The following is a 24812-nucleotide window of genomic DNA, read 5'->3' on the forward strand; positions in this document are numbered from 1 at the left end:
GGAGCGATGAGTTCGTGGATTCGCCGGGACTTCGGCGGGATCGGGTTGACGCAGGCACCGCCGGGCGAGTACCTGCCCAGGCTGCAGGAGCGGTACGGCGGGCACGTCCTGCTGTGCATCGACGTGAGCGCGTCGATGCGGGGGCAACGGTTGGAGCAGGCCATCGCCGGCGGCGAGCGGTTCCTCGCCGAAGCCGACGGCGCGCACTACAAGAGCGGGCTGGTGCTCTGGTCCGATGTCGTGCAGCAGTACGTGCCACCGGAAGCCCGGCTGGACGACGTGGTTTCCGCGCTCCGGAAGGCGAAGACGTGGGGCGGTACCGTGCTGTCATCCGCGCTGCGGCTCGGCATCGACGTGCTGCCGAAGTACCCGGGCGACCGCGTGCTCTGCATCTTCAGCGACGGGGCGCTCGGGGACCACGCGAAGGCTCGTGACCTGGCGCGGAAAGCTTGCGCGATGGGCATCCGCATCGTCGTCCGCGGCCTCGGGTCGGACGCCGCGGATTCGCTCGCGGACCTGGCCTGCCCCGGGGTTCCGGACGCCGACCAGCGGATCGACGACGCCGCGGGTGTCGCGGCGGGCATCGCCTCGATGGCCACCGGCCTGTCCGCTCGTCGCGGCCGATGAGCTGATCGTGCGAGGCGATCGCTGCGGTAAGGTCGTGTCAGCCGCGACAAAGCGAGGAGGTGAGCCCGATGACGACGACCCGTTCCATCCGGGCGCTCCTGGCTGCGGCGGCGGTCTGACCGACATCCAGGAGAGCTCGTTCCACGAAACGTGCACTGGATGAAGGAAAAAATGACTGTTCAGCCCTTTCGCATTTCCGTTCCCGACGAAGTCCTCGACGACCTGCGCATCCGCCTGTCGCGCACCCGCTTCACGACCGCGTCCGACAGCGCCGGGTGGGCCGGCGGGACGGATCCCGACTACCTCCGCGAGCTCGTCGCCTACTGGGCGGACGGGTTCGACTGGCGCGCCGCCGAATCGGCGCTCAACGCCTACCCGCACTACCTCGCCGAGGTCGCGGGCCGGAAGGTGCACTTCGTGCACCTGCGCGGCAAGCGAGCGGAAGGCGCGCCCGCGCCGCTGCCGCTGGTCCTGACCCACGGCTGGCCCAGCAGCTTCGTGGAGATGCTGCGGGTCGCCGGGCCGCTGACCGATCCCGCCGCGCACGGCGGCGATCCGGCCGACGCCTTCGACGTGATCATCCCCTCGCTGCCGGGTTTCCTGTTCTCCGAGCTGCCGGCGGGGCCGTTCACCCGCCGCGGCGTCGCCGAGATCTGGCACGAGCTGATGACCGGCACCCTGGGTTATCGGCGGTTCGGCGCCTTCGGCGGCGACATCGGCGGCGGAGTCACCCAGTGGCTCGGCGCGCTCTACCCGGGCGAGGTGGCGGGAGTCCACGTGACCACCGCGGTGATCGCCACCGACTTCGGCGAACGGCCGCCGACGCCCGAGGAGCAGGCATACCTCGACGCGGTGGCCGCCTACGACGAGTCGGACGGCGGGTACAGCGAGATCATGCTGACCCGGCCGGACACGGTCGCGGCGGCGCTGGTGGACTCGCCGGCCGGTCTCGTCGCGTGGATCGCCGACAAGTACCGCGACTGGAGCGACTGCGGCGGTGACCTGGAGCGGCGCTGGGACAAGGATGCGCTGCTGACCGTCGCGACCCTGTACTGGGCCACCGGCACCATCGGCACGTCGTTCCGGCAGTACTACGACTACCACCGCAACGCGCCGGTCCCGCCGATCGAGGTGCCCGGGGCGGTGACGCTGAGCCGGGAGCCGATCTTCGCGGACTTCCCGAAGAGCCTCGCGGAGCGCATCTACCGCGACCTGCGCCATTGGAGCAGGCCGGGGCGCGGCGGGCACTTCATGCCGCACGAGGAACCGGCGCAGGTGGCGGAGGAGTTGCGCGCCTTCTTCCGTCCACTGAGGACGCAGGGCTGACCCGGTGGTCCCGCGGCTGCCGGTCGCGGGACCACCGAACGCCTGCCGGTCGTCGTTCGAATTGCCGGAATTGAATTCCCGCGCACCAATAGTCCGACTCGCTTGTCCCGGTCGGTGGGATAACAGATTGTGAATAACGTGATCTGTTACACCGTTGGTGTATGTCTGGTCACGTTGTGATAACGATGGGGCGGGTGGGGAGGATACTCGTATTGGCGGATGCTGCGCACAACCATCGAGGCAAAACAAGACGACGGTCGTTCGCGGCTCTTTGGTGCACCGGATGTCTGGAGGTCGGCGATGGTCGCGGCGCTGAAAGCGCACGCAGCGTGGTTGGTCAACGCACTGGGGGTGAACCGGAACCCGTTGCGAAGGCCCATCGATCGGCTCGCGGCGGGCATCTCGGTGCTGCTGCTCATGGTCGCCCTGATCGCGATCCCCGCGTCGGGCCTGTTCGGCGCGTCCCTGCACGCCGATCTCACGCAGCGTGCGGCGACGGCGGCGGAGACCACGCGGCCGGTGGACGCGGTGCTGACCACCCGCCCCGCCCTCAGCGTCCCGGTCTCCGAGGCCTACAGCCAGGACGCCCTGAACTCGACCGCGGTCGTCGAGTGGCGCGCCGGGCTGGCCCGGACGCAGAGCGCGACGGTGCAGGTCCCGGCCGACAGTGCGCCGGGCGACACCGTGACCGTGTGGGTCGACCAGGCGGGCAACCGGGTACCGGCCCCGGCCAGCGGAGGAGCGATCACGGCGTCGGCGATCTTCGCGGCACTGCTGATGCTGCTGGTGATCGAGCTGGCCTGCATCGCCCTGATCACGGGAACCCAGCACCTGGCCCGCCGCATGTGCATGCGCGCCTGGGAACGCGAATGGGCGTTCCTCCAACACGGCGGAACCTGGTCCCAGCGCTGAACTCCCGCGTCCCCAACCCCGGTGGCTTCCGGTCGCTGGATCAGGTGTTGTGGGGCGCGCCCTCCTCAGGTTGCCGGTAGGACCCCGCGTGTGAGCAACGGCCCGGCAGCGGGTCGGGCCGGGCGGCACGTGACGGGAGTTCGAGATGCCGGATGTCCGTTGGACCGATGACCTGCTGGACCGGATGCGCGGTGCCGGTGACCCGGGAGCCGACGACGCCATCGCCGAGGTTTACGCGGCGGGGCAGGAGGAACCGGTCAGACAGGCACTGCTCGGGTTCGGCCGGAACGGGCAGGCGATACCCGACGGCCTGCCGCCGAAGCTGCGGGACTACCTCGACCGGTCCTCGGTGCTGCCGGACTGGGCGGATCCGGCCCGGATGGAGCGCGGCAACGATCTGCTGGGCCGCTACGAGCCGCACGTGCTCTCGACCCTGCTGTGCGGATCGCTCCCGCTCTGCTACGCCTGTGCCAACGGCGTGCAGGTCCTGCGCCGGTCGCAGCGGCTCACCGGGCAGGTCTACCGGCGACTGGTGGAGACCTCGCAGTTCGTGGTCGACGTGCTCGACGAAGGCGGGCTCGGCGCAGACGGCCGGGGCGTGCGATCCGCGCAGAAGATCCGCCTGCTGCACGCGACCATGCGTTACCACGTCTCCAGCCTGGGTGATTGGGACAACAACGGTGGCATCCCGATCAACCAGGAAGACCTCGCCGGGACGTTGCTGAGCTTCGCCGTCGTGATCCCGCTCGGCCTGCAGCGGCTGGGCGTGGAGCTGCCCGCCCGGGACCGGGACGACTTCTTCCACATCTGGCGCGTCATCGGCCACGTCCTGGGCGTCGACGAGCGGCTCAACCCGTCCGACTTCGACTCCGCGGTGGCGCTGAAGGACCGGATCCTCGAACGGCAGCAGGCCCCTTCCGAAGCCGGGAGGGAAATGACCAAGGCCCTGCTGGACTTCATCCGCGAAGTGCTCCCGGGCCCGGCCTTCGCCGGCGTGGGCCCGAGCCTGATGCGCCACCTGGCCGGTGACCGGACCGCCGACATCCTCGCGGTGCCGCCTGCGGACTGGACGTCCCTGGGGCTCCAGCTGCAGTCCGGCCTGAGCTTCGGCTACGGCAAGACCGGCGACAAGGTGCCGTTGGCCGGAACGCTCGCCAGCGAGTTCGGTCGGGTGGCGCTCAAGGAAGGGCTGCGCATGACGAACAAGGGGCGCCGCTACGAATGGCAGGTCCCCACAGGCCTGACGGAACCTTCCTGACCTGCCGAATACCCACTTCGCGAACGGCCTGTTCGCCTCGACGGACGAGGTGGACGGGCCGTTCGCTCGTTCCGCACGGCAGCGCCCCACGGGCTCGTGGCCGCCGGGGTGTCAGTTCGGTCTGGGGGCTACCACTGCGCGGTAGGGGGCGAGCATCTTGGCCAGCCAGGCCTCTCCGATCGGGGTGTCCAGGTCGATCTGCAGTTCCGGTTCTTCGCCGTCCAGGCCGTCCGCTCCGCAGCGGTCGCCGAACAGCACCAGGGCCGGATTACCGGTGTCCCGCTTGGACGGCCAGATCAGCCCGTCCGCCCACTCCGCCTGCGCCCGGATCCACGCCGCCCAGTCGCGGGTCCGCTCGTAGGCGTCCTTGCCCTCGGTGTCGACCAGCCAGGAATCCTGCGCGACCGCGGCCAGATCGGGTCCGGTCAGCAGGCTGACCAGGGTCAGCTCGCGGGCGGTGCGGACGGCGCTGAGCCGTCGCTCGGCGATCTGCGCCCGGCGGATCAGCCGCTGCCCGTTGCCGCCGAAGCCCAGGTTGCGCAGCAGCACTTCAGCCAACGCCGTCGTCACCTGCAATCCGGCGTAGTAGCTGGGGAACGGGTCCGACGGTGTGCCGTCGAACCGGCCGCCCGGCGCGTTGCCGGCCTGGGCGGGCTTGAACTCGGCCGCGTGCCGCCTGCGGTCGTGCAGCCGGAACAGAGTGGTGTCGGCGGGCAGCACGTACCGGGTCGGGGCGGCCTCGAACTCCAGCGGTGGGGTGGCCATCGGCACGGTCACACCTCCGCCGAGTCTTCGCGGGCGGCGTCGATCAACGCCCGGTCGGTGACCCGGCCGATCAGCTCGGCAGGCACCCCGCCCAACCAGTCGTTGATCCCGAGCCACCAGTCCGCCGCTCCCCACGGGTCGTCGGCGGCGCGCAGGTACCGGTTCACGGTGCGCACCAGCTCGCGCGGCGCCCCCGCGGCGTCGAACTGGAACGCGGGCCACCGGGCGGGTCCGTCGGCGCCCGGCAGCCGGATCAGGTCCGGGTCGGCCGGGTCGCCGCCGCCCGCCGAAACCTGGTGCGCGTCCAGCGAATCCGCCGCGCGCAGCCGGTCCAGGTCGGCGCGCGGCGCGGAATCCGCCAGCCGGTCGCTCAGGTCCGTGCTCAGCCGCTGCCAGTCCACCTCCGGCCGGCGGAACCGCGACACGGGTTCGGCGAGCGCCCGGCGCACCGGGTGCGTCACCGGCAGCACGTCCCCGAGCAGCGAGGCGATGTCCTCGGCGATCAGCGCGGAAGTCTCCGAATCCGCCGCGTCCTGCAGCTCGGCGACCAGCGCGACCAGCCTGGTGAACGTCTCGGGGTCGAGCCGGTCGGCGACGTCGTCCCACTCGGTCGCCAGCACGTCCAACATCCGCTGCTGACTCAACGTCGACCTCCTCTCCGGTGCGCGTCCGGTGTCCGCGGTTCAGTCAACACCAAGATCCGACGAAACGGGGCCGGGATCGCGGAAGCCCGGCCGACTGCCGGGCGCTCGCGATGCCGGGGCGCGCACCATGAAGACGTCCACGGCGTCCTCGGTCTCGACCGAAAACCCGTGCCGCTCGTACAGTTTCCGGGCCGGGCTGCCCTGCAGCACGTTCAGCCGGACCAAGGCGTCCTCCCGGTTGCACCGCTCCAGCAGGCTGCCCAGCACGGCAGATCCGATGCCCCTGCCCTGCAGGTCCGGGGCCAGGTAGAAGTGCTCCAGCCAGTAGGCGCTTTCGGCCGGGCGCAGCGCCACGCAGCCGGCGAAGGCGCCACCCACCTCGATCACCCAGGTGTGCGCCGGCTCGAACCCGTCCCGCAGCCGCTGCCGCACGCGCTGCTCGTCGTACCGGCCGAGCCGCTGGAGATCCGCTCGGAGCACGACGGCCCGCAGCTCGGCCACCGCCTCGACGTCCGCCGCCGACGAGTCCCGAAGCTCCCAGTCCGCCATGACCGCGAGGCTATAGAGGCTGTGGCGGGTAGGGGCTTGTGCCCTCGAAGTGGCGCGTGGGCTGTGGCGATTTCCCGGACAGCCCCTGCCGCCGGGCTTGGGAGTTCCGGGCGCGGCCTAGCCGTCGGCCGGGCAGAGCACCGGTTTCCCGACCTCGCCCGAACCGCTGAGCTGCACCATGAGCTTCTTGGCGTTCGCCCCGGCCATCGCGCTGACCCCGACGGCCGTGCAGACCAGCTGCGTCGATGCGAGAGCGGACAACGTGCTCGGCGGCACCGGGAGCTGCACGGTCACGATCCCGTCGTCCGGGGTGCCGGCCGACACCTGCTCGGTCGTGAGGAACGGCAGTTCCGTGCGGAATCCGGCCGCGCCTTCGGCGGGGGTGGGCCCGGCGGCGAGCAGGCGGAGCGCCTCGGTCACGGTGCCGAGCCGGCCGGTCTCCCGGATCGTCGGCCTGACCTGGCCGGGCTCGCCGGTCACGAAGTACAGCACCGGCCCCCGCGCGATGCCGTCCGGCGCTTTCCCGGCGAGCACCACGTCCGTCGGCTGCACGCCGCAACCGGCGAGCACCAGCAGCACGGCCGCCAAGGCGATGCGTTTCACGAGACCTCCAGGGGCAACCGCAGCGTGAACTTCGCGCCACCGCCGGGCTGGTTGCCCGCCTCGATGGTGCCGCCGTGCAACGCCGCGTTCTTCATCGCGATCGACAGTCCGAGCCCGCTGCCCTCCGACCGGGTGCGCGCCGCGTCGGCCTTGTAGAACCGCGCGAAAACGTGCGGCAGCACGGCTTCCGGCAGTCCCGGGCCGTTGTCGGTGACCTCGACGACGGCCTGCCCGTCGGCGCTGCGCAGGCGCACCCGCACGGGCGGCTCGCCGTGCCGGAGCGCGTTGCCCACCAGGTTCGCCACGATCACGTCCACCCGCCTGCCATCGACCTCGGCGACGATCCCCGACGGCAGGTCCGCCTCCACCCGGTCGCCCCACTGGCGGGTGCGCAGCGTCCCGGTGATCAGCTCCCCGAGGTCGGTTCCCTGCCGGTCGAGCCGCGCGGTGCCGGAATCGAACCGGGAGATCTCGATCAGGTCGTCCACCAGCCGCGCGAGCTTCTTCGTCTCCGAGCTGATCAACCGGGCGGCGGTGCCGGCGTCGCCGGGAAGCCCCGCGCCTTCCTCGTCGAGCACCTCGTTGACCGCCGTCATCGCGGCCAGCGGAGTGCGCAGCTCGTGCGACACGTCGGCGACGAACCTCCGGGAGTCGGCCTCCATCCGCCGCAGCTCGCCGACCGAAGCCTCCAGGCTGGCCGCGCTGTCGTTGAAAGTCCGCGCCAGCTCGGCGAGTTCGTCCGAGCCGCGGGCGGGCAGCCGCGTCGTCAGGTCGCCGCGGGCGAGGCTGCGGGCGCCATCGCGCAGCCGGCGCACCGGCCGGAGCACCGCGCTGGCGGCGAGCCAGGCGACGATCACCGCGAGCGGCACCGCGACGGCGCCGGTCAGCCAGCCGTTCGTCGCGAACTCCTGGATCTGCCGCTGCTGTTCGTAGAGCGGGAGCCAGCCGTACACCTCCAGCCCGGACGGGTGGCGTTGGAAGTGCTCGTCGGTGGTCAGCACGGGCATGCCGACGACGAGCATGACGGTGCGGCGGACCTCGACCCGCTGGAACACGATCCTCGTACCGTCGCGCACCGTCGCCCGCAGGTCGGCCGGGATCTCCAGTTCCGGGTAGATCGCGTTCTTCGTGGTCAGGTTCCCTTGGACGACGACGGTGTGCCTGCCGAGCCGGCCGGCGAGCTCGTCGAGGGCGGCCTGGTCGAGGGGCAGCCGGAGGTCCGGGGCCAGCCGGTCGACGTCGTCGCGCAGCTGCTGCATGAAGTGGTCCTGCGTCGTGGCGAGCACGGTGCGGCGGGCCGAGACGTAGTTCGCCCCGGTCGCCGCGACCGTCGCCAGCAGTGCGACGAACGTGACGATCAGGACCATCCGCGGCCGGATTCCCCGCGTCCTGCCGAGCAAGCGCCCGATCACAGGGGGCCGAACCGGTAGCCGAAACCGCGCACGGTCCGGATGTAGACGGGGGAGCCCGGCACGTCCTCGATCTTCATGCGCACCCGCTGCACGCAGGCGTCGACCAGCCGCGAATCGCCCAGGAATTCGTGCTCCCACACCAGGTTCAGCAGCTGCTGGCGGCTGAGCACGTGGCCGGGCACCTTCGACAGCTCCAGCAGCAGCCGCAGCTCGGTCGGCGTCAACGGGACCGGCTCGCCCGCCTTCGACACCTCCAGCGCGGCGCGGTCGATCACTAGGTCGCCGTGCCGTTCCCGGTCCTGGTCCGCGCCACCGCCGTTGCGGCGCAGCACCGCCTTGATCCGCGCGTCCAGCACCCGCGCCTGCACCGGTTTCACCACGTAGTCGTCGGCGCCCGCCTCCAGGCCGCTGACCACGTCGATGTCGTCGCCGCGGGCGGTGAGCATGATGATCGGCAGGTTGCCGGCGGCCCGGATCCGGCGGCACACCTCGAAACCGTCGATCCCGGGCAGCATCACGTCCAGCACCACGATGTCCGCGGCGCCCAGCAGCCGCAGGCCACCTTCCCCGTCGGGCGCCGGCTCCACCGCGTGTCCGTGCCGGCGAAGGCCCAGGCAAAGTCCCGCCCGGACGGCCGGGTCGTCCTCTATCAGCAGCACATTCGGCACCGGCCGATTATGGATCTCCACCGCGGCACCCATGTGGTTCTGTAGCGAAACCATGACATGACCAAGGCCTGACGCCGACATCGCGTCGCGACGCTGGAGCCATGTTGGAAGCAAAGACCAGGCCGCTGCGGGCACAGCGCCCCCGGCGGCGGAGCAGGTGGCCGGTCGTCGCAGCGCTGGTCGTGGTGGCGACCCTTGCCATCGCGTTCGGCTTCGGCCAGGCATCCGGGGATACCGACTCCAGCACGGTGGTCTTCGACCGCGTCGAGCAGGAAACGCTGCACACCGACCACGCGGACCGGCAGTTCCGGTCGGCGTCGCTGGTGAAGCTGCTCATCGGGCTCGACCTGGTCGAGCGCGGGATCGTCACGCCGAAGCGGCCGAGTCCACGGATGACCCGGATGCTCTCGCACAGCGACGACGGCATCGCCAGCGAACTGTGGTCCTCCGGTGGCGGGCCGCAGATCGTCACCCGCGTCGCGGCCGACCTCGGCCTGTCGGACACCGAACCCCCGGACACGCCGGGCCGCTGGGGCGACACGCTGATCACCGCGAACGACGTGGTCAAGGTGTACCAGCACGTCCTGGAGCTGCCGGAGGAGAAGCGCGCCCTGCTGCTCGATCCGCTGCGCGATGCCGCGCGCACCGCCGCCGACGGCACCGACCAGCACTTCGGCATCCCCAGCGCGCTGCCCGGCGAGGAGTGGGGCGTCAAGCAGGCGTGGGCGGCCGGGCGCGGCGGCGTGGACGTGCACACCAGCGGGCTGGTCGGCAGCGGCGACCGGTACATCGTCGTGGTGCTCACGCACCATCCGGAGGGCTATTCGCTGGCGAAGGCGGAAAGCCGCGTGACGGCCGAGGTCGCGGAACTGTCCGCGCTGCTGGGCTAGATCGTGTTTTACAAGCGGCGGTCGCCGCTTGCGGTGGAAAACGAACTTCGAAACACTCTCTAGCCGCTCACCTGGTGGCCTGCGATGTCGGTGCGGGCCTTGGCCACCGCCTTCTGGTCCATGCCGCCGATCTCGAGCTCGAAGCGCACGTCGTTGCCGCTCTCCAACTCCTTCGCGTGCACCGTCAGCGCCCCGGTTTCGGACATGTGGAAGGTGATCTCGATCCGGCACCCTGCGAGCCGGGCCGGGATGCCGGTGAGCATGCCGTGCCCCACCTTGGTGTTGTCGGCCAGCTCGTCCGACGGCGTCGATCCGGCCTGCTCCCACACCTCGATCTCGGCCATCCGCTGGTTGTCGATGGCCGTCTGGAACGGGTACGGGCCGGTGTCGGCGGGCAGCTCGGTGTTGGCGTGCAGCAGGTGCGCCACCATCTGCCGCGCCCGCATCGGGTCCGTCAGCGCCAGCGGGTCCCGCGGATCCAGCGCCTTGACGCCGAATGCCCGCGGCACCACCGTCGCGACCCGCTTCCTGGCCATCGCATCGACGTCGGCCGCGCTGATCCCCAGCTGCCGTTCGGCCGGCGCGCCCTGGACCTTCTTGGCCTGCCTGATCAGCGCGAACAGCGCCGCGCCCTTGGCGACGGCGAGGTCCGGTTCGGAGAGCCGGGCGTCGAGCCCGAACCGCCGCTTGAGCTCCGCCGCCACGGCGGGCATCCGGGTCATGCCGCCCGCCAGCAGGACCTCGTCGAACCGCTCGACGCCCTTGCCGCGCGCCGTTTCGATGATCCGCTCGGTGATCGTCATCGTCCGGTCGAGCAGGTCGGCGGTGAGCTCCTCCAGCTGATCCCGGGTGAAGGGCACCGTCACCGCGGCACCCGCGGCCCGCAGCGCGACGTTGCGGGACATGGTGGCGCTCAACGCCTTCTTGGCCTCTTCGGCGCGGTCGGCGAACTCCTGCATGGCCAGCTCGTCCGCGCTCGGATCCAGGTTCGGGTGCGCGTCCCGGAACGCGGCCAGCAGGTGGTCGGTGATCCGCTCGTCCCAGTCCGCGCCGCCGAGCCGGCCGTCGCCGTCGGTGCACACCACCTTGATGTCGTCGCCGGAAACGCGGATGACGGTGGTGTCGAAGGTGCCGCCGCCGAGGTCGTAGACCAGCACGTGCCGGGTCTGCGGCGCGTTGTCCAGCGCGTGGTGGTGCAGCGCGGCGGCGACCGGCTCGTCCAGCACGTCGAGCACGTTCAGCCCGGCGATCTCACCGGCCTTGCGGGTCGCGTCGCGCTCGGCGATGCCGAAGTAGGCGGGCACCGTGATGACCACGTCGCGCACGGTGTGCCCGGTGTTCTCCTCGGCCGCGCGGGCGAGTTCGCGCAGGATGAGCGCGGAGATCTTCTCCGGCGTGTAGCGGTTCCCGTGGTAGGTGAACTCGGTGTTCTTGCGTCCCATGTCGCGCTTGACCAGCTGCGCCACCAGGTGCGGGGCGAGCAGCGCGGAGTTCTTCGCCGCCGTGCCCACCAGCGCCGTGCCGGGCCGCTCGAAGTACACCACCGAGGGCGTGGTGTCCTCGCCGACCGCGCTCTTGGCGATCACCGGGCGAGCGGCCTCGTCGATGTGCGCGATGCACGAGTGCGTGGTGCCGAGGTCGATGCCGAACGTCGCCGACGCCATGGGACTCCTCTCGATCAGGGCCGACGTTTACCGGCCTTGGTAAGTGAATCCTGCCCAGTGCGCGAGCTCGGCGGGGTCGATGTCGGCGAAGAACAGCGAGAGTTCTTCGGGCAGGCCGGGCAGCGGGCGGCGGCGCGGGTCGAGCATCCACAGTTGCGCGGCCCGCAGCGCGCTCGCCGGATCGGCGTAGCCGGCGTTGAGGTAGTGGTGGAACACGATCATGAACATGGCCGTGGGCAGGTCCTCGACCTCCCAGCGCGTGCCCACGACGCCGGCGGCACCGGCGGCGAGGAACGCGGTGGACAGCGTCAGCACCTCGTCGTGCTGCCGGTCGGTGAGGTCGCTGGCACAGGCCGCGAGCACGACGAGCGCCCCGGCGGCATCCCGCGGCCGGTCCCGCGCCTGGCGCAGGATGTCCTGCACCGGCAGCACTTCTCCGGAACCGAGCAGCAGCGCGGACTCGATCGGCAGCTCGGCCGGGGTGGCGTGGCAGGCCAGGTGCAGCAGCGAGGCGGTGGGCAGCAGCGCTAGCACCTCGGCGGGCTTCGGCGGCTCGCGGCGTTGCCGGCGGCGCCGCGGGTCGGGCGGCTTGCCCAGGTAGGTGCCGTGCCCGTAGTGCGCCTCGTGGATGTGGCCGAGTTCGTGCCGGCTGAAGTGCAGGTCCGGCGTCCGCACCAGCGCCGGTTCGCTTGCCCAGGAACGGGTTTCGCGCCGACCGGCCTCGACGAACTGCCGCGCCGACGCGGCGTAGCAGATGACGGCGTCCTGGCAGACGTGCCGGACCTTGCCGCCGGGCACCCGCCGTCGCGCCGCGTGCCACGGCACGGTTCCGAGCTTTCCGGTCGGTACCAGCACGATTCGCAGCGGTCGCTCGCGAGGACCGGCGGCGACCAGGTCCAGCACCGGGTTCAGCACCGCGGTCCACGCCCAGTCGCAGACGCTCGCCAACGCCGCGCGCCACTGCTCCTCGACGTCGTCGCCCCGGGCGCGCTCCCGCTGCAGCCGGTCGAACCGGGCGACCGGGCCGTCCTCGGTGAGCTGCGGCGACTCCACCCGCTCGACCCGCCCATCGGCGGTGACCAGCACCGCGGCCCCGGGCAGCAGGTAGACGAGGGCCTGGGTGCGCGCGGCGCGCAACCCGGCGGCGATCTCCGCGACCGGCGGCGGAGCGAGCAGGTGCGCTTCGGCGGCGGTGCCGTCGAAGGCCCGCAGCACCCGGTACCGCAGGTCGCTGGGCAGCGCGGCATCGGCGACGCTGGCCGTGCCGGCACCACCGACATCCCACGGTTGTTGTTGCCCCACCTCGGATTCCCACCGCTCGGCCAGGTCCGCGTGGCCGTTCTCCCGCAGCAGGGCCGGCATGTTCGCGTCGACCGTCGCGGCGTGCAGCACCATGCCGCGCCCCAGCTCCAGCGCCTGCACCGCGGCCTCCGGCCGGCCCGACGCCAGGCACCACCGGCTCACCTGCACCGCCTCGCCGGACGCGGTGTTCGCGGTGTCCAACGCGCGGCGGGCGCTGGATTGCAGCAGCACGTTGCGCGCCCGCTCGCGCAACGCCTCAAGCCCGTTCTGCACCGCGCGCTGCGGATCGCGGCGCACCACGTCGCCGCGGGTCGCGTAGCAGTCGGCCAGCGAGTTCAACAGGTTCGCGGTCTCGAACGCGCCCGGCTCCAGCTCGAACTCGCGGAGCACCTGCTCGAACCGGTCGACGGCGTTGTTGAGATCGCGCGGATCGCGGGTGAACTCGTAGCGGACCCGCAACGCGGTCCCCAGCATGTCCAGCGCGTGCCGACGTTCGCGCGGGAACAGGTCGGTCTTCCCGCAGACCTCGACCATCAAGCCGACACCGCGGTTGAGCAGCGCGAGATCCCGGGTGGCCATGCCCTGCACGACCAGCGCGTTCGCGGCGCCGAGGGTCTCGTTCGGCTGGTCGACGTGGTGCTCCGGAACCCGGGCCACGGCGTCGAGGACGGCGTTCATCGCGTCGCGCGCCTCGCCGGAGCGGGCACCGTCGAAGCTCAACTCGTCGCCGTCGAGGAGGTTCCGAAGCATTCGCGCCGTTCCCAGTGCGCTCGCGATCCTGGGCTGGAGGAAGTCCCCCGGCGACATCTCCGATGCCAGCGCTTCGAGCTCTGCGGCCACTCCGTCCAGCGTGGCGGCGTCGAGCCGGTTCGGCGAAAGCCGGCTCACGGCCGCGGCGAAGCGCGTGACCTGGTCGTTCCCGTCGTTGGCCGCCGCGTAGTAGCGGGCGGCGTCTAGGTCTTCCTGGCCGCCGAAGGCCATGAACCGCTGGGTGAGCAGCCAGCTCAGCCACGGCATCATCAGCGGCCGCAACTTGTGGTCGGCGGGCAGCAGCTCGTCGGCGCGCCGCATGTTCGCCACGGCGGCCCCGAGCTTCTCCTCAGCGCGGTCGTTGATCACCTGGAAGCTCTCGGCGGCGCCCAGCAGGAAGTGGTTGATCCCGGCGTTGACCCGGTCGGCGCCGCCGCGGCGGATCGCCTGTTCGCTCAGCTCCCGGACCCGGGAAAGGGACGCCGGCGACTGCGCGCGGTCGGTCGCGACGGACCTGAACAGCGTCGACGTCAGCTGGGTGAGCACGGTCGCCCGGTCCGGGTCGTCGTCCGAGAACTGCTCCAGCGCCTGCTCCAGCCGCCGGATCACCGCGGCGTTCTCGGCCGGATCGAGGTCCGGGGCGGCCTTGCCGGGCGGGTTGGAGGCGAAGCGCAGCCCGGTGAGCAGCAGCGAACGCATGGGGTGGTCGGCGGGCAAGGCCGCGGCTGCCGCGGCGATCTGGGCGGTCGCGGCGTCGGCGTCCTCGGCGCTGCCGCTGACCTCGGCGAGCTTCGTGGCCAAACCCGCTTGCAGCGCGGCGATTTCCCGCTTGCCGGGTTCTTCGTCGGGCCACGACCTCTTCGCGTCGTCGAGTTCGCCGATCGCGGTCGTCCAGTCCTCGGTGGTCGAGCCGTCCAGGTTCCCCACTGCGTTGACGATGACCTTCAAGGTGGTCACGGAGCCGTCGCCGGCTCCGTCGGGGGAGATCGCGTCCAGGTGGCGGCGCACCTCCGCGAGGTCCTCGGCCGGGGCCGTCAGCGTGATCCGGTCGGCGACATCGGCGGCGATGGGGCCCTGCCGCAGCTCGGCGGGCATTTCCGCGGTCAGCAGCAGGAAGGCGAGGCCGATGTGGCAGGCGTCCGAGGTGCGCACGTCGGACGGCACGTCGAGCGTCGCGGTGAGGTCCTCGGTGGCGGTCCGGTGATCGGTTTCGCCGCCGCCCATCGACAGGTACCGGGTGAGGTGCATCGCGCCGCGCCGGAAGCGGATCTGGTTCCGCAGCAACGAGTCCGGTAACTGTCCGAAGGCAGCGTCGAGATCGGCCAGTGCGTCGTCGACGTGCTCGAAGGCTTCCAGGACGAGCGCAGCCTGCGCGGTGATCAGGCCGATCCGGGCTACGATCTCGGCGGAATCGTCGGGCAGCAGCGGCCGCAGCTGTCGCAGGTAGCCGACGGCGGCGCGGAATTCCTCCTGGGCGCCGCGCTCGGCGCGCATCGCGTGCGCCAGGCCCAGCTGGTAGAGCGGCGCGGCGCGGGCGGGGGAGTCGTCGGCGAGGGCGTCGAGCAGGTTCCCGGCGACCTCGATGACGTCGTCGATGTCGGCGCTCTCGGCACGGTGCAGCAGCAAGTCCGCCAGCTCCACCAGGACCTGGTAGGCGGTTTCGTCGTCGAGTTCCTCGGTGAGCTGCGCGTACCGCTGCGCGATGGCCTCGTCGAGCTCCGCCGGATCGCCAGTCACCGAACCTCCCCGAACCGATCGAGAACCCACCCTAAGGCCCCGCCGACGCCCCCACCCCGAGGTCGGTCCGCAATTTCCATTGAAATCGAAGGTTCGATTTCAATGGAAATTGCGGAATGGGGACCAGCCAGGCACCCAACCGGCGCCCGCCACGCGGCCGAACGGTGGCGGGCGAACAGGTGAATTCCGTTCTGTCGCAGCGTTTGTCCGCGTAGCCTCCCGATGTTCGCCGCTCTCGACCAGAAGGAGACACCGGTGAGCAGACGAAACCTGTTGGCCGCGGCGTTATCGGCGGCCGTGGTGACGACGACGTTGGCCGCCTCACCCGCCGCGGCGGCCCCGGCGGATGCGCCCAACCTCAACGATTTCGTGCTCAACAACACCAGCGGTGACCTGCAGTCGAGGGTCGACAAGCTGGACGCCCAACTGCCGAAGCTCGGCGTGCAGAACATCCTGGACCAGGCCAACCGCCAGGGCAGCACCGGAAGTGCCTGCACCTCCCCGGCGCTGGACACGATGAAGGAACCGACGCTGCGCAAGTTCTGCTTCAACGCGGGCGACACCGATACGACGGAGTGGATGCCGCAGGGCGTCACGACCGTCGCGGACGCGCAGGAAGACCAGCAGTGGGGGACGAAGCAGGCCCTGCTGGTCAGCTGGTACAACAAGGACACCAGCCCGGTGAAGGGCGTGCGGGTCTCCTTCCTGGACCCGGCGACCAGCAAGTACCAGCACGTGCTGCTCGTCTACCCGTACATCAACAGCAACGGGAACCCGTCCTACGAGGCGGTCACCACGCCGCAGGCGGGCAACGGCGGCAGCGTCCACGCGGGCGGGATCGTCTGGTACGGCAACTACCTCTACCTCGTCGACACGGCCCGCGGCATCCGGGTGTTCGACATGCGGTCGATCTTCGACCTGAAGTCGGCGACGAACGGCGACACGGCCGACCAGAACCAGGTGGGCCGCCAGAACAACGTGTACTACGGCTTCGGCTACCGCTACGTGATGCCGCAGGTGGCGGGCTGGTCGAACCCGGAGGGCGTGGTCGACCACCCGGCCGATTACAAATGCCTGGCGGGAGGCAGGCAGCGCTACTCGTACGTGTCGCTGGACCGCAGCACCAACCCGGACACGCTGCTGACCGGCGAGTACTGCGGTGACCAGGGCGACCCGAACCTGAACGGCCGGGTAGCGCGCTGGAACCTGGACGGGGCAACGGGCTTGCCGAGCCCGGACGGCGACGGCATCTGGCGAGCGAAGTCGGCGCTCCGCCTGCCGAAACCGCGCGTGCAAGGCGCGACGGCGACGGACGGCCGCTGGTACCTAAGCAGCACCGGCGGAGGAACAACCGGTCCGGGCCACTTCCAGGCCGCGTTGCCGGACAAGGCGACCGGAGCAGGAGTGCTCACAGTGGACGGTCCGGATCGCGAGGTGGCGATCGGCGTGGAGGATCTGTCGTACTGGCCGGGCAAGAACGAGGTCTGGACGGTGACGGAGCACCCAGGCAAACGCGTGCTCTACAGCGTGCCTCGCTGAAGGGTTGTGAGATCCGGCCCGGGAACCTCCCGGGCCGGGTTTCTCCCGAAAAGCCACGGGGATCGCCGGTCAGTCCGCCGATCTGCTCCAACCTCCGCGCCGGGATCAGCAGCCTGCCGGTGCGCTTCGAACCGGTCTCGGCCGAGGCGGAGGTACCGGTGCTCTCAGACGCATGGGCACGCCTCGGGCGGGGTCGGTCGCCCGCGGGTCACTCGGCCGATAGCACGAGGAGTCCGAGACCGATGAGCGCGGCGAGAATGGTCAGCAGCATTTCGCCCGTGATGCCGAGGAGGAGCGCGAGGGCCAAAGCGCGCACGGCGAACTGTCGCTGCAGCCGGGCAACATCGGACGGTGTGCCGGACGACGGTGTGGCCATCTCTCTCCTCCGAGCGATCAGGAGTGCTTCCCGGTATGTCGTCGATTTGGGACCGGGCCGGCGAAAATCGGCGCGGTGACAGGGGGAACAGGTGGTGCCGTCGGGCTTTTGCTCGCGCTCACCGATCGGATCGGCATTACGCGCGGAACGGCCGGCTCTCGGTGCGGTAGCTCGCTCCCCGCATGCTCAGCCGCGCAAGAAGTACATGGCAGTCATGATCACAGCGATGGCCAGGATGCTGCCCCGCAGCAGCGAGGCGGGGAGACGGCGGGCGAGGTGGGCGCCGGCCCAGCCGCCGGCCACCGCGCCGACCAGCATGGCGGCGAGGACGAGCGGAGCGCTCAGCACGTCCGAAGCGAAGAGGAACAGCACTGCCGCGCTGAGAAAGACGGCCGCGAGCTGCACGACCCGCATCGGGTTGCTGGCCGCGGCGTCGAGTCCGAGCCCGATGCTCCACAGTGCCAGCATCGTGATGCCTACGGCACCGCCGAAGTATCCGCCGTACATGGCGAGGAAGAACTGACCGATCAGGACGGCTCGGGGACTCATGCGGAACGAGCGTCCCAGCACGGTGCTCAATGCCTGGGGGAGGCGCCGCCCGAAAGCGAGGATCAGCGTGGCGGAGGCGAGCAGCCAGGGCGCCGCGGCGTCGAACGACGATGCCGGCAGTGCCAGCAGCAGGCCGGCGCCGACCCCGCCGCCGACCATGCTGATCGCCGTCAGCGCCTTCGTGGACGTTCCCCCGACCGGGGTGAGCTCGCGTCGGTAGACCCACGCGCTGGCCACGGCCCCAGGCACGAGGGCGACCCGCGACAACGCGTTCGCGGTCACCGGTGGCAGGCCGAACGCGACGAGAGCGGGCAGCGCGACGAACGTGCCCCCGCCACCGATGGCGTTCAGCGCTCCTGCGGCGATGCCGGTCAGCAGGACGAGCAAAATCTCGATCACAGCCCGAGCATCGTCCCGTGACCAGTGGGTCCACAATGCGTAATCGACGTACCCGGCCTAAGGCTGGGACTTAGGCTGAGGCGGTGCGCTATGACCTGGACGACCTGCGGCTCTTCCTCCACATCGTGACCGAGGGGTCGATCACGGCGGGTGCTCGCCGGATGCACCTGAGCCTGCCTTCGGCCAGCGCGAGAGTGCGCTCGCTGGAAGGCCAGGCCGGCGTGGCACTGCTGATCCGCGGCCGGCGGGGCGTGCGGCCGACACCGGCCGGGACGACCCTGGCCCGCCACGCACGGGACGTGCTCGCCCAGACCGCTCGACTCGAAAGTGCCGTCGCGAGCTATACCCGGTCGCCCACCGCTCCCCTGACCCTGCTGGGCGGTGGCTCCGCGATGCACCGGCTCGTGCCGAAGGCCCTGGTCTCGTTCCTCCGAGCACACCCGGACGTCGACGTCACGGTGTCCGAGAGCCGCACCCCGCAGACCGTCCGGATGCTCGCCGACGGCGAGGCGGACCTGGGCGTGGTCCTCGATGGCGAGGCCCGTGCCTGCGGCCTGCACATGGAGCCCCTCGGCGACGACTCCCTCGTCGTGATCGGCCAGGCCGGAGGAATCCTCGCCGAGCGGACCGCGCTGACCTACAGCGAGGTCGCCGAACACCCTCTCATCGGACTCAACGCCGACTCCTCGCTGCGCCGTTGGATCGAGAAGCACCTCGCGCCGCACGCCCCGGTGGTGCGCTACCGCACCACTGTCGCCAATCTCAACGTCCTCGTCGCCCTCGCCGCCGCCGGAGTCGGACTCGCCGTCGTACCGCGTCCCGCCATCGACCCCCACCAGCCACTCGAGGTGTGCGAACTGCAAGACCCCTGGGCTCGCCGCCACCATCTGCTGGCCTGGGGCGTCAAGGACCATGCCGCCTCGACGGCCGTCGCCTCGCTCGCCGAACACCTGCGTCACGCCGCCCTCTTCGATCCTGCCTCCCGCAACACGCGCGCAGACCCCGTCGGCCCATGACGGCTGCCCGGCCGCGCTGCCTACCCGCCCTTGCCAAGTGCGCAGGATTTCTCCCGAAACGCCTTGGGAATCGTCCGAACGGGTTTAACCTGTCGTGATCATCGCCACCCGGACCGAGCGGATTCGACCATGGCAGCTGTTGACAGGACGCAGATCGACACCTCCAAGCCGAGCATCGCGCGGGTGTACGACGCTTTCATCGGCGGCAAGGACAACTTCGAGGTGGACCGCGAGGTCCTGCAGCAGATCCTGAAGATCGCCCCGGACGCGGTGCAGGTCGGGAAGCAGTGCCGGGGCTGGCTGATCCGGGTGGTCCGCTACCTCGCGGGGCCGGCCGGCATCGACCAGTTCCTCGACCTGGGCTCGGGCCTGCCGAGCGCGGAGAACACCCACCAGGCGGCGCAGCGCATCAACCCCGAGGCGCGGGTGGTCTACTTCGACATCGACCCGTCGGTCGTCGCGCACGGCCGGGCGCTGCTGGTCGACAACGAGTACACGCACTTCGAGTTCGGGGACATGCGAAACCCCGCGGAGATCCTCCAGAACCCGGTGGTGACCAAGTACCTGGACCTGAGCCGCCCGGTGGCGCTGATCCAGGGCAACACCCTGCACCACGTGGCGACCGACCGGGATCCGGCCGGCATCATGTCGACCTACGTCGACGCCCTGGCCCAGGGCTCGTTCCTCGCGATCTCGCACCTCTACCACCCGGACGACGGCACATCCCGGGGCAAGCTGGCGGACGACGCCCAAGCCGCCTTCAAAGAGACCATGGGCACCTGCTTCTACCGGAAGCGCCACGAGATCCAGGCGCTGTTCAACGGCCTGGAAATGATCGAACCGGGCCTGACGTACCTGTTCGACTGGTGGCCCGACGGCCCCCGCCTGAACGAACCCTCCGACGCGGAGCACAACCTCCTCGGCGGAGTAGCCCGCAAGCCCTGAACGGTGCAAGCCCATGCAGGGCCGCCGATGATCTGGCTGGCCTTGAGCGTTCGGTGCAGCAGGCTCAGCGGTGGGAAGCCGCCTCCGGGCACATCTGCCGGCATCGCTACAGGAGCCAGGTGGCGACGCCGAGCGCGATCGCGATGGCGAGCAGGACCAGGCCGATAACCAGGACCGTTCGGCGCGGCGCCGCCTGCCCCGGGGCGTACGGCTGCTGCATCGGCGGGTAGCCGAAGCCCTGATCCATCCCCGTGGACTGCCCGGGTGGCAGGTATTCCGACGACGGCACCCAGGCGGAGCGGTCCGGGATCTCCAGCCGGGTCGGGTCTGACGGAAGCGGGGCGTTCGCGATCGGCGGGGGAGCGGTCGGCCGCGAGGCGCGGCGTTGCAGCCGAAGCCCGTACACGGTCAGGACCAGTCCGACGACCCCGATCAGGGCCGAGAGCACCGAGCCCAGCTTGTCCGCGATCTCCAGCACCCGAACAGACTGCCAGACCGGTGCGCGGAAAAGTGCTAGGCGAGCCGGATCCCGGGCCACTCACCGGCGGCGGCCATCTGCCGCGTCACCACCGTGATGCCCTCCTGCACCGCCGCCACCGCGTCCCGGGACGGGTAGTACTCGACGGCGTTGCAGACCGCGACGCTGCGCGAGATGACCGGGTTGCGGATTCGCCGAACGCCGAGCTCCCGGTGGTTCTCCTGGTCCGCGACGCTCGACAGCGGCAGGATCGTGCACGCCTCGCCGCCGGCCGCGATGCGGATCATCGAGCCCAGCGAGTCCACGTCCGCGACGATCGACGGCACCAGGCCCTGCGCGGCGAACGCCCGGTCGATCAGCGCCCGCAGGTTGCTGCGGCCGCCGGGCACCACCAGCGGCGTGTCGTGCAGGTCCACCAGCCGGATCTCGTCCTCGTCGGCCGCGGGCGGTTTCGGCTGCCCGATGAGGAAGAGGTCTTCCGAGTACAGCGGGGTTTCGGCCGGTCGGACGGTGTCGTCGTCGCGGTAGAGCACCGCCAGGTCGAGGCGGCCGAGGGTGAGCAGTTCCTGGATGTAGCCGCTCATCGACTCGAACAGCTGGAGGTGGATGCCGGGGTGGTGCGCCTTCGTCCAGGAGAACAGCGCCGGCGCCAGGCGCACCGAGACGGTCGTCGGCAGCCCGACGGCGACCGGGCCGTGGATCTGGTCGCCGCTGAGCACGTCGCCGGCGATCCGGTCGAACTGCCGCACCAGCCGCTGTGCGTCGCGGTAGAGGGCGCGGCCGGCGGCGGTGGGCGTCACGCCGCGCGGCCCGCGCTCCAGCAACCGGACGCCGAGCTCGGCCTCCAGGTGGGCGATCCGCTGGCTCAGCGCCGGTTGCGAGACGTAGAGCCGGCCGGCGGCGCGGGTGAGGCTGCCGGAGTCGACGACGGTGATGAAGTCGCGCAGGTGAGCGATGTCCACGTCGCCCCCGTTCCAGCCGCCTGTCCACTCGTCCGGGATTCAACCACGCATCGCCCGCGCCGTCCCAGGACGCCGGTTTCGCGCGAAACCGCCGAACCGATCTCCGCTCGGCTACTCCGCCGCGCGCAGCAACCGCCGGGCGCGCTCGACCACGGGTCGGTCGATCATCGCGCCGTCCAGCGACACCGCCGCGCCGTTCGCCTGCTCGTCCGCGTCGACCACGCGTCGCGCCCACGCGATCTCGTCGACGCTCGGGCGCATGGCATCGCGGACGATCGGCAGCTGCGCGGGGTGGATGCACAGCTTCGCGCCGAAGCCCCATTCCTTGGCGCGGCGCGAATCCCGTTCGACGGCCTCGGTGTCCTTGATCGACGGCGTGACACCGTCGACCGGCGCGGGCAGTCCGCTCGCCGCGGACCAGCGGACCAGGTCCGCCCGCGAGGCGTCCAGCGCCGCGTCGGCCGTCACGCCGAGGTCCAGCGCCAGGTCGATGCTCCCGAACACCAGCCTGGCCAGGCCGGGAGCCGCGCAGATCTCGCCGAGGTTCACGAATCCACGTGCGGTTTCCACGAGCCCGAGCACCGGCCGGCCGGTGGCCTCGGCCGTCACCCGCACGTCCTCCGCGCTCTCGGTCTTCGGCAGGACGACCGCGTCGGGGCCGAGCTCCCGGCAGAGCTGCACGTCGGCGTCGAATTCCGGGCTGCTGCGCGCATTGATGCGCACCGCCACGCCGGATCCGATCGGCCACGCGGCGCGCAGGTTCTCCCGCGCCGATGCCTTGGCGTCCGCCGGGACCGCGTCCTCCAGGTCGACGATGACGGCATCCGCCCCCGCGCCGACGGCCTTGGCGAACCGCTCCGGACGCGACCCGGGCACGAACAGCCAGGTGACCGCGTTCTCCATCACACCACCCCATCTCGAACGAGTTCGTCCACATCGGACTCGCCATGGCCGAGCTCGGCCAAGATCTTCCTGGTGTGCTCGCCGACGTTCGGGATCGGATCCATCCGCGGCGCGGGATTCACCGGCCCGGGAGGCGCCAGGGCGGGAACCGGGCCGCGCGGCGTCTGCACCTCGTGCCACCGGCCGCGCGCCGCCAGCTGCGGGTGCTCCCACACGTCGGCGAGGGTGTTGACGCGGGCGCAGGCCACCGGCACGGCGGTCAGCAGCGAGGTCGCCTCGTCGCCGGTCAGGGCCGCGAAGCGGGCGGCGATGATCCGGCCCAGCTCCTCGCGGTTGGCGTTGCGGTTGGCGTTGCCCGCGTAGTCGGGATCCTCGGCGAGCTCCGGCCTGCCGAGGAACCGGTCGCAGAACGCCCGCCATTCCCGCTCGTTCTGGATGCTCATCATGATGACCTTGCCGTCGCCCGCGGTGAACGGGCCGTACGGGTAGATCGTGGCGTGCGCCGCGCCCGCGCGCGGCGGCGGCTGGGCGCCGTCGTAGGTGTAGTAGAGCGGGAAACCCATCCACTCGACCGTGGATTCCAGCATCGACACGTCGATGTGCGCGCCCCTGCCGGTGTTCGCGCGTTCCAGCAGCGCCGCGAGGATCGAGCTGTAGGCGTACATCCCGGCGGAGATGTCGGAGACGGAGATGCCGACCTTGGCCATGTCCTCGCCGGAACCGGTCACCGACAGCAGCCCGGCCTCGCTCTGCACCATCAGGTCGTAGGCCTTCATCGACTCGTACGGGCCGCCGCTGCCGTAGCCGGAGATGTCGCACACGACCAGCCCGGGGTTGCCGGCCTGCAGCTCCTCGGCGCCGAGGCCCATGCGGGCCGCCGCGCCCGGGGCGAGGTTCTGGATGAACACGTCCGCGGTGCCGAGCAGCTGCCGCAGCACCGCCATGCCGCGCGGGTCCTTGATGTCGAGCGTCAGCGATTCCTTGCTGCGGTTGACCCACACGAAGTGCGAGCTCAACCCGTTGACGCGGGAGTCGTACTGGCGCGCGAAGTCGCCGGCCCCCGGCCGCTCGACCTTGATCACCCGCGCGCCGAGGTCCGCGAGCTGCCTGCTGGCATAAGGCGCGGCGATGGCCTGTTCGAGGGCCACCACGGTCACGCCGCGGAGGGGTTGCACTGGCTTTCCACCTCTCAGGACAGGTTGGCGTGCGCGATGAGCGCGATGGTCACCGTGATCGCGCCGCCGATGCGCGTCGCGATCTGCGCGAACGGCATCAGGGCCATCCGGCGGGTGGCGCTGAGGATCGCGACGTCGCCGGTGCCGCCCATGCCGGTGTGGGTGCCGACGACGATCGCGGTGTCCACCGGGTACATGCCGATCCACCGGCCCACCAGGAATGCCGTGGCCATCATGGTGATCACGGTGGCGACGATCGTGACCACGGTGCCGACGGTGAACGCCTTGAGCAGCTCGTTCCACGGCGTGGACGACACCCCGATGGCGAACAGCAGCGGGTAGGTCACGGCGGTCGACATGAAGCCGTAGACCAGGCCGGAGTGGTGCTCCAGGCTGCGCGGCAGCCAGCGGGTCAGCTTCAGCGCGATCGCGGCGACCAGCATCACGATCGGCGCCGGCCAGCCGAACAGCGCGTGCGTGGCCTCGCCGAGCAGGTACAGCGCGACGGCCATGAACCCGGCGGCCGCCAGCTGCCGGATGTCGAACGCGGGCTGCTCGCTCGCGGCGACGTCGAGCCCGTCGCCCTCGGCGGGCTGGATCTTGCCGAAGCCGGTGGTCCGCGGGAAGCGCTGCCCGATCATGGACAGCACGCTGGAGAAGACGATCGCGCAGACGTTGGCCAGCAGCACCACCGGAAGCACCTGCGCCAGCAGCGTTTCCGCCGGTCCCGCGCCGGATTGCGAGTAGCCGAGGGTCAGCGGGATGGCGCCCTCGCCGAGGCCGCCGCCCATCACCGGCACGACGATGAAGAAGACGGTGCGGTGCAGGTCGCCGGTGATCGCCCAGCCGACCAGCGAACCGACCACCAGCGCGGCCACCGAGCCCGCGGCCAGCGGCACGAAGATCTTGAGGAAGCCCCTGATCAGCACGGTGCGGTTCATGCTCAGGATGGAGCCGACGATGATCCCGGCGATGAACACGTACAGGAAGTTCGTGGACTTGTAGAACGTCGAGATGTTCTTGGCCAGGTCGGCGGGGATCCACTCCGCGGCGACGAGGAAGGCGGGCAGGAAGGTCACCAGGATGACGGGCCCGCCGATCGAGCGGAAGCCGGGAATGCGCCTGCCGACCTCGTAGCAGGTGTAGCTGCAGACACCGAGCAGCGCGGCCATCGTCGGGATGTCGGCCTTCAGGTCGTCCTGCCAGGCGAGCACCGCGAGCACGGCGACCAGCAGCGCGTAGAACGGCAGCGGGATGACGCCGATCCGGACCGACCAGATGGACCGGTGCCGCTCGGCGGGAACCACGTGCTCCGCCGATGCCGTGTCCGGGGGTGATGCCATCGCGCTACCTCCTCGTAGGG

Annotated in this window: 23 protein-coding genes; 8 read left to right on the forward strand and 15 right to left on the reverse strand. The window is 70.9% G+C overall.

Annotated elements, in window-relative coordinates; translation table 11 throughout:
• Positions 1 to 6 precede the first annotated feature (6 nt).
• The 4 genes from AB0H93_RS27695 to AB0H93_RS27710 all read left to right on the forward strand — a co-directional run bounded on the left by AB0H93_RS27695 (position 7) and on the right by AB0H93_RS27710 (position 4123).
• Entirely contained in the window at positions 7 to 627 is a 621-nt protein-coding gene (locus AB0H93_RS27695) for a vWA domain-containing protein (RefSeq protein WP_358576229.1), read from the forward strand.
• Positions 628 to 798: 171 nt separating this feature from the next.
• Positions 799 to 1953, forward strand: coding sequence for an epoxide hydrolase family protein (locus tag AB0H93_RS27700; RefSeq protein WP_358576231.1), 1155 nt, complete (start codon positions 799 to 801; stop codon positions 1951 to 1953).
• Between the two features lie 300 nt (positions 1954 to 2253).
• Positions 2254 to 2865 carry a hypothetical protein gene (locus tag AB0H93_RS27705; protein ID WP_358576232.1) on the forward strand — a complete coding sequence of 204 codons (612 nt, stop codon included), beginning with the start codon at positions 2254 to 2256 and terminating at the stop codon, positions 2863 to 2865.
• Positions 2866 to 3010: 145 nt separating this feature from the next.
• Positions 3011 to 4123 carry an oxygenase MpaB family protein gene (locus tag AB0H93_RS27710; protein WP_358576233.1) on the forward strand — a complete coding sequence of 371 codons (1113 nt, stop codon included), beginning with the start codon at positions 3011 to 3013 and terminating at the stop codon, positions 4121 to 4123.
• Positions 4124 to 4234: 111 nt separating this feature from the next.
• On the opposite strand, the gene AB0H93_RS27715 is transcribed toward AB0H93_RS27710, so the two are convergent.
• The 6 genes from AB0H93_RS27715 to AB0H93_RS27740 all read right to left on the reverse strand — a co-directional run bounded on the left by AB0H93_RS27715 (position 4235) and on the right by AB0H93_RS27740 (position 8764).
• Complete coding sequence (locus AB0H93_RS27715; RefSeq protein WP_358576234.1) at positions 4235 to 4888, reverse strand: RES family NAD+ phosphorylase; 654 nt, start codon at positions 4886 to 4888, stop codon at positions 4235 to 4237.
• 8 nt (positions 4889 to 4896) lie between these two features.
• Positions 4897 to 5532, reverse strand: a complete 636-nt coding sequence (locus AB0H93_RS27720) for a hypothetical protein (RefSeq protein ID WP_358576235.1) — start codon at positions 5530 to 5532, stop codon at positions 4897 to 4899.
• 39 nt (positions 5533 to 5571) lie between these two features.
• On the reverse strand, positions 5572 to 6081 hold the full coding sequence (locus AB0H93_RS27725) for a GNAT family N-acetyltransferase (protein WP_358576236.1): 510 nt from the start codon (positions 6079 to 6081) through the stop codon (positions 5572 to 5574).
• Positions 6082 to 6198: 117 nt separating this feature from the next.
• Complete coding sequence (locus AB0H93_RS27730) at positions 6199 to 6684, reverse strand: hypothetical protein (protein ID WP_358576237.1); 486 nt, start codon at positions 6682 to 6684, stop codon at positions 6199 to 6201.
• Positions 6681 to 8051 carry a HAMP domain-containing sensor histidine kinase gene (locus tag AB0H93_RS27735; RefSeq protein WP_358576238.1) on the reverse strand — a complete coding sequence of 457 codons (1371 nt, stop codon included), beginning with the start codon at positions 8049 to 8051 and terminating at the stop codon, positions 6681 to 6683. The genes AB0H93_RS27730 and AB0H93_RS27735 overlap by 4 nt, the downstream gene beginning before the upstream one ends.
• Before the next feature lie 41 nt (positions 8052 to 8092).
• Positions 8093 to 8764: a response regulator transcription factor gene (locus AB0H93_RS27740; protein WP_358576239.1), complete on the reverse strand. Its 672-nt coding sequence runs from the start codon at positions 8762 to 8764 to the stop codon at positions 8093 to 8095.
• A gap of 101 nt (positions 8765 to 8865) precedes the next feature.
• On the opposite strand from AB0H93_RS27740, the gene AB0H93_RS27745 reads away from it, so the two are divergent.
• On the forward strand, positions 8866 to 9654 hold the full coding sequence (locus AB0H93_RS27745; RefSeq protein WP_358576240.1) for a hypothetical protein: 789 nt from the start codon (positions 8866 to 8868) through the stop codon (positions 9652 to 9654).
• 59 nt (positions 9655 to 9713) lie between these two features.
• Here AB0H93_RS27745 and AB0H93_RS27750 read toward each other — a convergent pair whose 3' ends face one another.
• The gene (locus AB0H93_RS27750) at positions 9714 to 11318 is read right to left on the reverse strand and encodes an Hsp70 family protein (RefSeq protein WP_358576241.1); all 1605 of its coding nucleotides are present in this window, start codon (positions 11316 to 11318) and stop codon (positions 9714 to 9716) included.
• A gap of 27 nt (positions 11319 to 11345) precedes the next feature.
• Positions 11346 to 15107, reverse strand: coding sequence for a CHAT domain-containing protein (locus tag AB0H93_RS27755; RefSeq protein ID WP_358576242.1), 3762 nt, complete (start codon positions 15105 to 15107; stop codon positions 11346 to 11348).
• Positions 15108 to 15362: 255 nt separating this feature from the next.
• On the opposite strand from AB0H93_RS27755, the gene AB0H93_RS27760 reads away from it, so the two are divergent.
• Positions 15363 to 16646, forward strand: coding sequence for a hypothetical protein (locus AB0H93_RS27760; RefSeq protein ID WP_358576243.1), 1284 nt, complete (start codon positions 15363 to 15365; stop codon positions 16644 to 16646).
• Between the two features lie 208 nt (positions 16647 to 16854).
• Here the strand turns inward: AB0H93_RS27760 and AB0H93_RS27765 are convergent, their stop codons facing one another.
• Entirely contained in the window at positions 16855 to 17022 is a 168-nt protein-coding gene (locus AB0H93_RS27765; protein WP_358576244.1) for a hypothetical protein, read from the reverse strand.
• Positions 17023 to 17208: 186 nt separating this feature from the next.
• Positions 17209 to 17970 (reverse strand): sulfite exporter TauE/SafE family protein, encoded by a 762-nt coding sequence (locus tag AB0H93_RS27770; protein ID WP_358576245.1) that lies wholly within the window; start codon positions 17968 to 17970, stop codon positions 17209 to 17211.
• A gap of 83 nt (positions 17971 to 18053) precedes the next feature.
• Here AB0H93_RS27770 and AB0H93_RS27775 point away from each other — a divergent pair, with 83 nt between their 5' ends.
• Together AB0H93_RS27775 and AB0H93_RS27780 are read left to right on the forward strand one after the other, a co-directional pair.
• Positions 18054 to 18986: a LysR family transcriptional regulator gene (locus AB0H93_RS27775; RefSeq protein ID WP_358576246.1), complete on the forward strand. Its 933-nt coding sequence runs from the start codon at positions 18054 to 18056 to the stop codon at positions 18984 to 18986.
• Between the two features lie 129 nt (positions 18987 to 19115).
• Positions 19116 to 19931, forward strand: a complete 816-nt coding sequence (locus AB0H93_RS27780) for an SAM-dependent methyltransferase (RefSeq protein WP_358576247.1) — start codon at positions 19116 to 19118, stop codon at positions 19929 to 19931.
• A gap of 106 nt (positions 19932 to 20037) precedes the next feature.
• Here AB0H93_RS27780 and AB0H93_RS27785 read toward each other — a convergent pair whose 3' ends face one another.
• From AB0H93_RS27785 to AB0H93_RS27805, 5 genes are all read right to left on the reverse strand, one after another.
• Positions 20038 to 20409 carry a hypothetical protein gene (locus tag AB0H93_RS27785; RefSeq protein WP_358576249.1) on the reverse strand — a complete coding sequence of 124 codons (372 nt, stop codon included), beginning with the start codon at positions 20407 to 20409 and terminating at the stop codon, positions 20038 to 20040.
• Between the two features lie 35 nt (positions 20410 to 20444).
• Positions 20445 to 21371, reverse strand: a complete 927-nt coding sequence (locus AB0H93_RS27790) for a LysR substrate-binding domain-containing protein (protein WP_132486975.1) — start codon at positions 21369 to 21371, stop codon at positions 20445 to 20447.
• A 111-nt stretch (positions 21372 to 21482) separates the two neighbouring features.
• Positions 21483 to 22274, reverse strand: a complete 792-nt coding sequence (locus tag AB0H93_RS27795; RefSeq protein WP_358576250.1) for a CoA ester lyase — start codon at positions 22272 to 22274, stop codon at positions 21483 to 21485.
• Entirely contained in the window at positions 22274 to 23449 is a 1176-nt protein-coding gene (locus tag AB0H93_RS27800; RefSeq protein WP_358576251.1) for a CaiB/BaiF CoA-transferase family protein, read from the reverse strand. The genes AB0H93_RS27795 and AB0H93_RS27800 overlap by 1 nt, the downstream gene beginning before the upstream one ends.
• 14 nt (positions 23450 to 23463) lie before the next feature.
• Positions 23464 to 24792, reverse strand: a complete 1329-nt coding sequence (locus tag AB0H93_RS27805; RefSeq protein WP_358576252.1) for a 2-hydroxycarboxylate transporter family protein — start codon at positions 24790 to 24792, stop codon at positions 23464 to 23466.
• Positions 24793 to 24812: the final 20 nt, after the last annotated feature.

It is taken from the genome of Saccharopolyspora sp. NPDC050642, assembly GCF_040654735.1.
GTDB classification, from domain to species: Bacteria; Actinomycetota; Actinomycetes; order Mycobacteriales; family Pseudonocardiaceae; genus Saccharopolyspora; species Saccharopolyspora elongata.

Bases quoted from the DNA above. Each gene is read 5' to 3' on its own strand.
- AB0H93_RS27745 (WP_358576240.1), top strand. From the start codon at position 8,866: ATGTTGGAAGCAAAGACCAGGCCGCTGCGGGCACAGCGCCCCCGGCGG.
- AB0H93_RS27805 (WP_358576252.1), bottom strand. From the start codon at position 24,792: ATGGCATCACCCCCGGACACGGCATCGGCGGAGCACGTGGTTCCCGCC.
- AB0H93_RS27705 (WP_358576232.1), top strand. From the start codon at position 2,254: ATGGTCGCGGCGCTGAAAGCGCACGCAGCGTGGTTGGTCAACGCACTG.
- AB0H93_RS27715 (WP_358576234.1), bottom strand. From the start codon at position 4,888: ATGGCCACCCCACCGCTGGAGTTCGAGGCCGCCCCGACCCGGTACGTG.
- AB0H93_RS27710 (WP_358576233.1), top strand. From the start codon at position 3,011: ATGCCGGATGTCCGTTGGACCGATGACCTGCTGGACCGGATGCGCGGT.
- AB0H93_RS27700 (WP_358576231.1), top strand. From the start codon at position 799: ATGACTGTTCAGCCCTTTCGCATTTCCGTTCCCGACGAAGTCCTCGAC.
- AB0H93_RS27750 (WP_358576241.1), bottom strand. From the start codon at position 11,318: ATGGCGTCGGCGACGTTCGGCATCGACCTCGGCACCACGCACTCGTGC.
- AB0H93_RS27725 (WP_358576236.1), bottom strand. From the start codon at position 6,081: ATGGCGGACTGGGAGCTTCGGGACTCGTCGGCGGCGGACGTCGAGGCG.
- AB0H93_RS27735 (WP_358576238.1), bottom strand. From the start codon at position 8,051: ATGGTCCTGATCGTCACGTTCGTCGCACTGCTGGCGACGGTCGCGGCG.
- AB0H93_RS27695 (WP_358576229.1), top strand. From the start codon at position 7: ATGAGTTCGTGGATTCGCCGGGACTTCGGCGGGATCGGGTTGACGCAG.
- AB0H93_RS27765 (WP_358576244.1), bottom strand. From the start codon at position 17,022: ATGGCCACACCGTCGTCCGGCACACCGTCCGATGTTGCCCGGCTGCAG.
- AB0H93_RS27780 (WP_358576247.1), top strand. From the start codon at position 19,116: ATGGCAGCTGTTGACAGGACGCAGATCGACACCTCCAAGCCGAGCATC.
- AB0H93_RS27795 (WP_358576250.1), bottom strand. From the start codon at position 22,274: ATGGAGAACGCGGTCACCTGGCTGTTCGTGCCCGGGTCGCGTCCGGAG.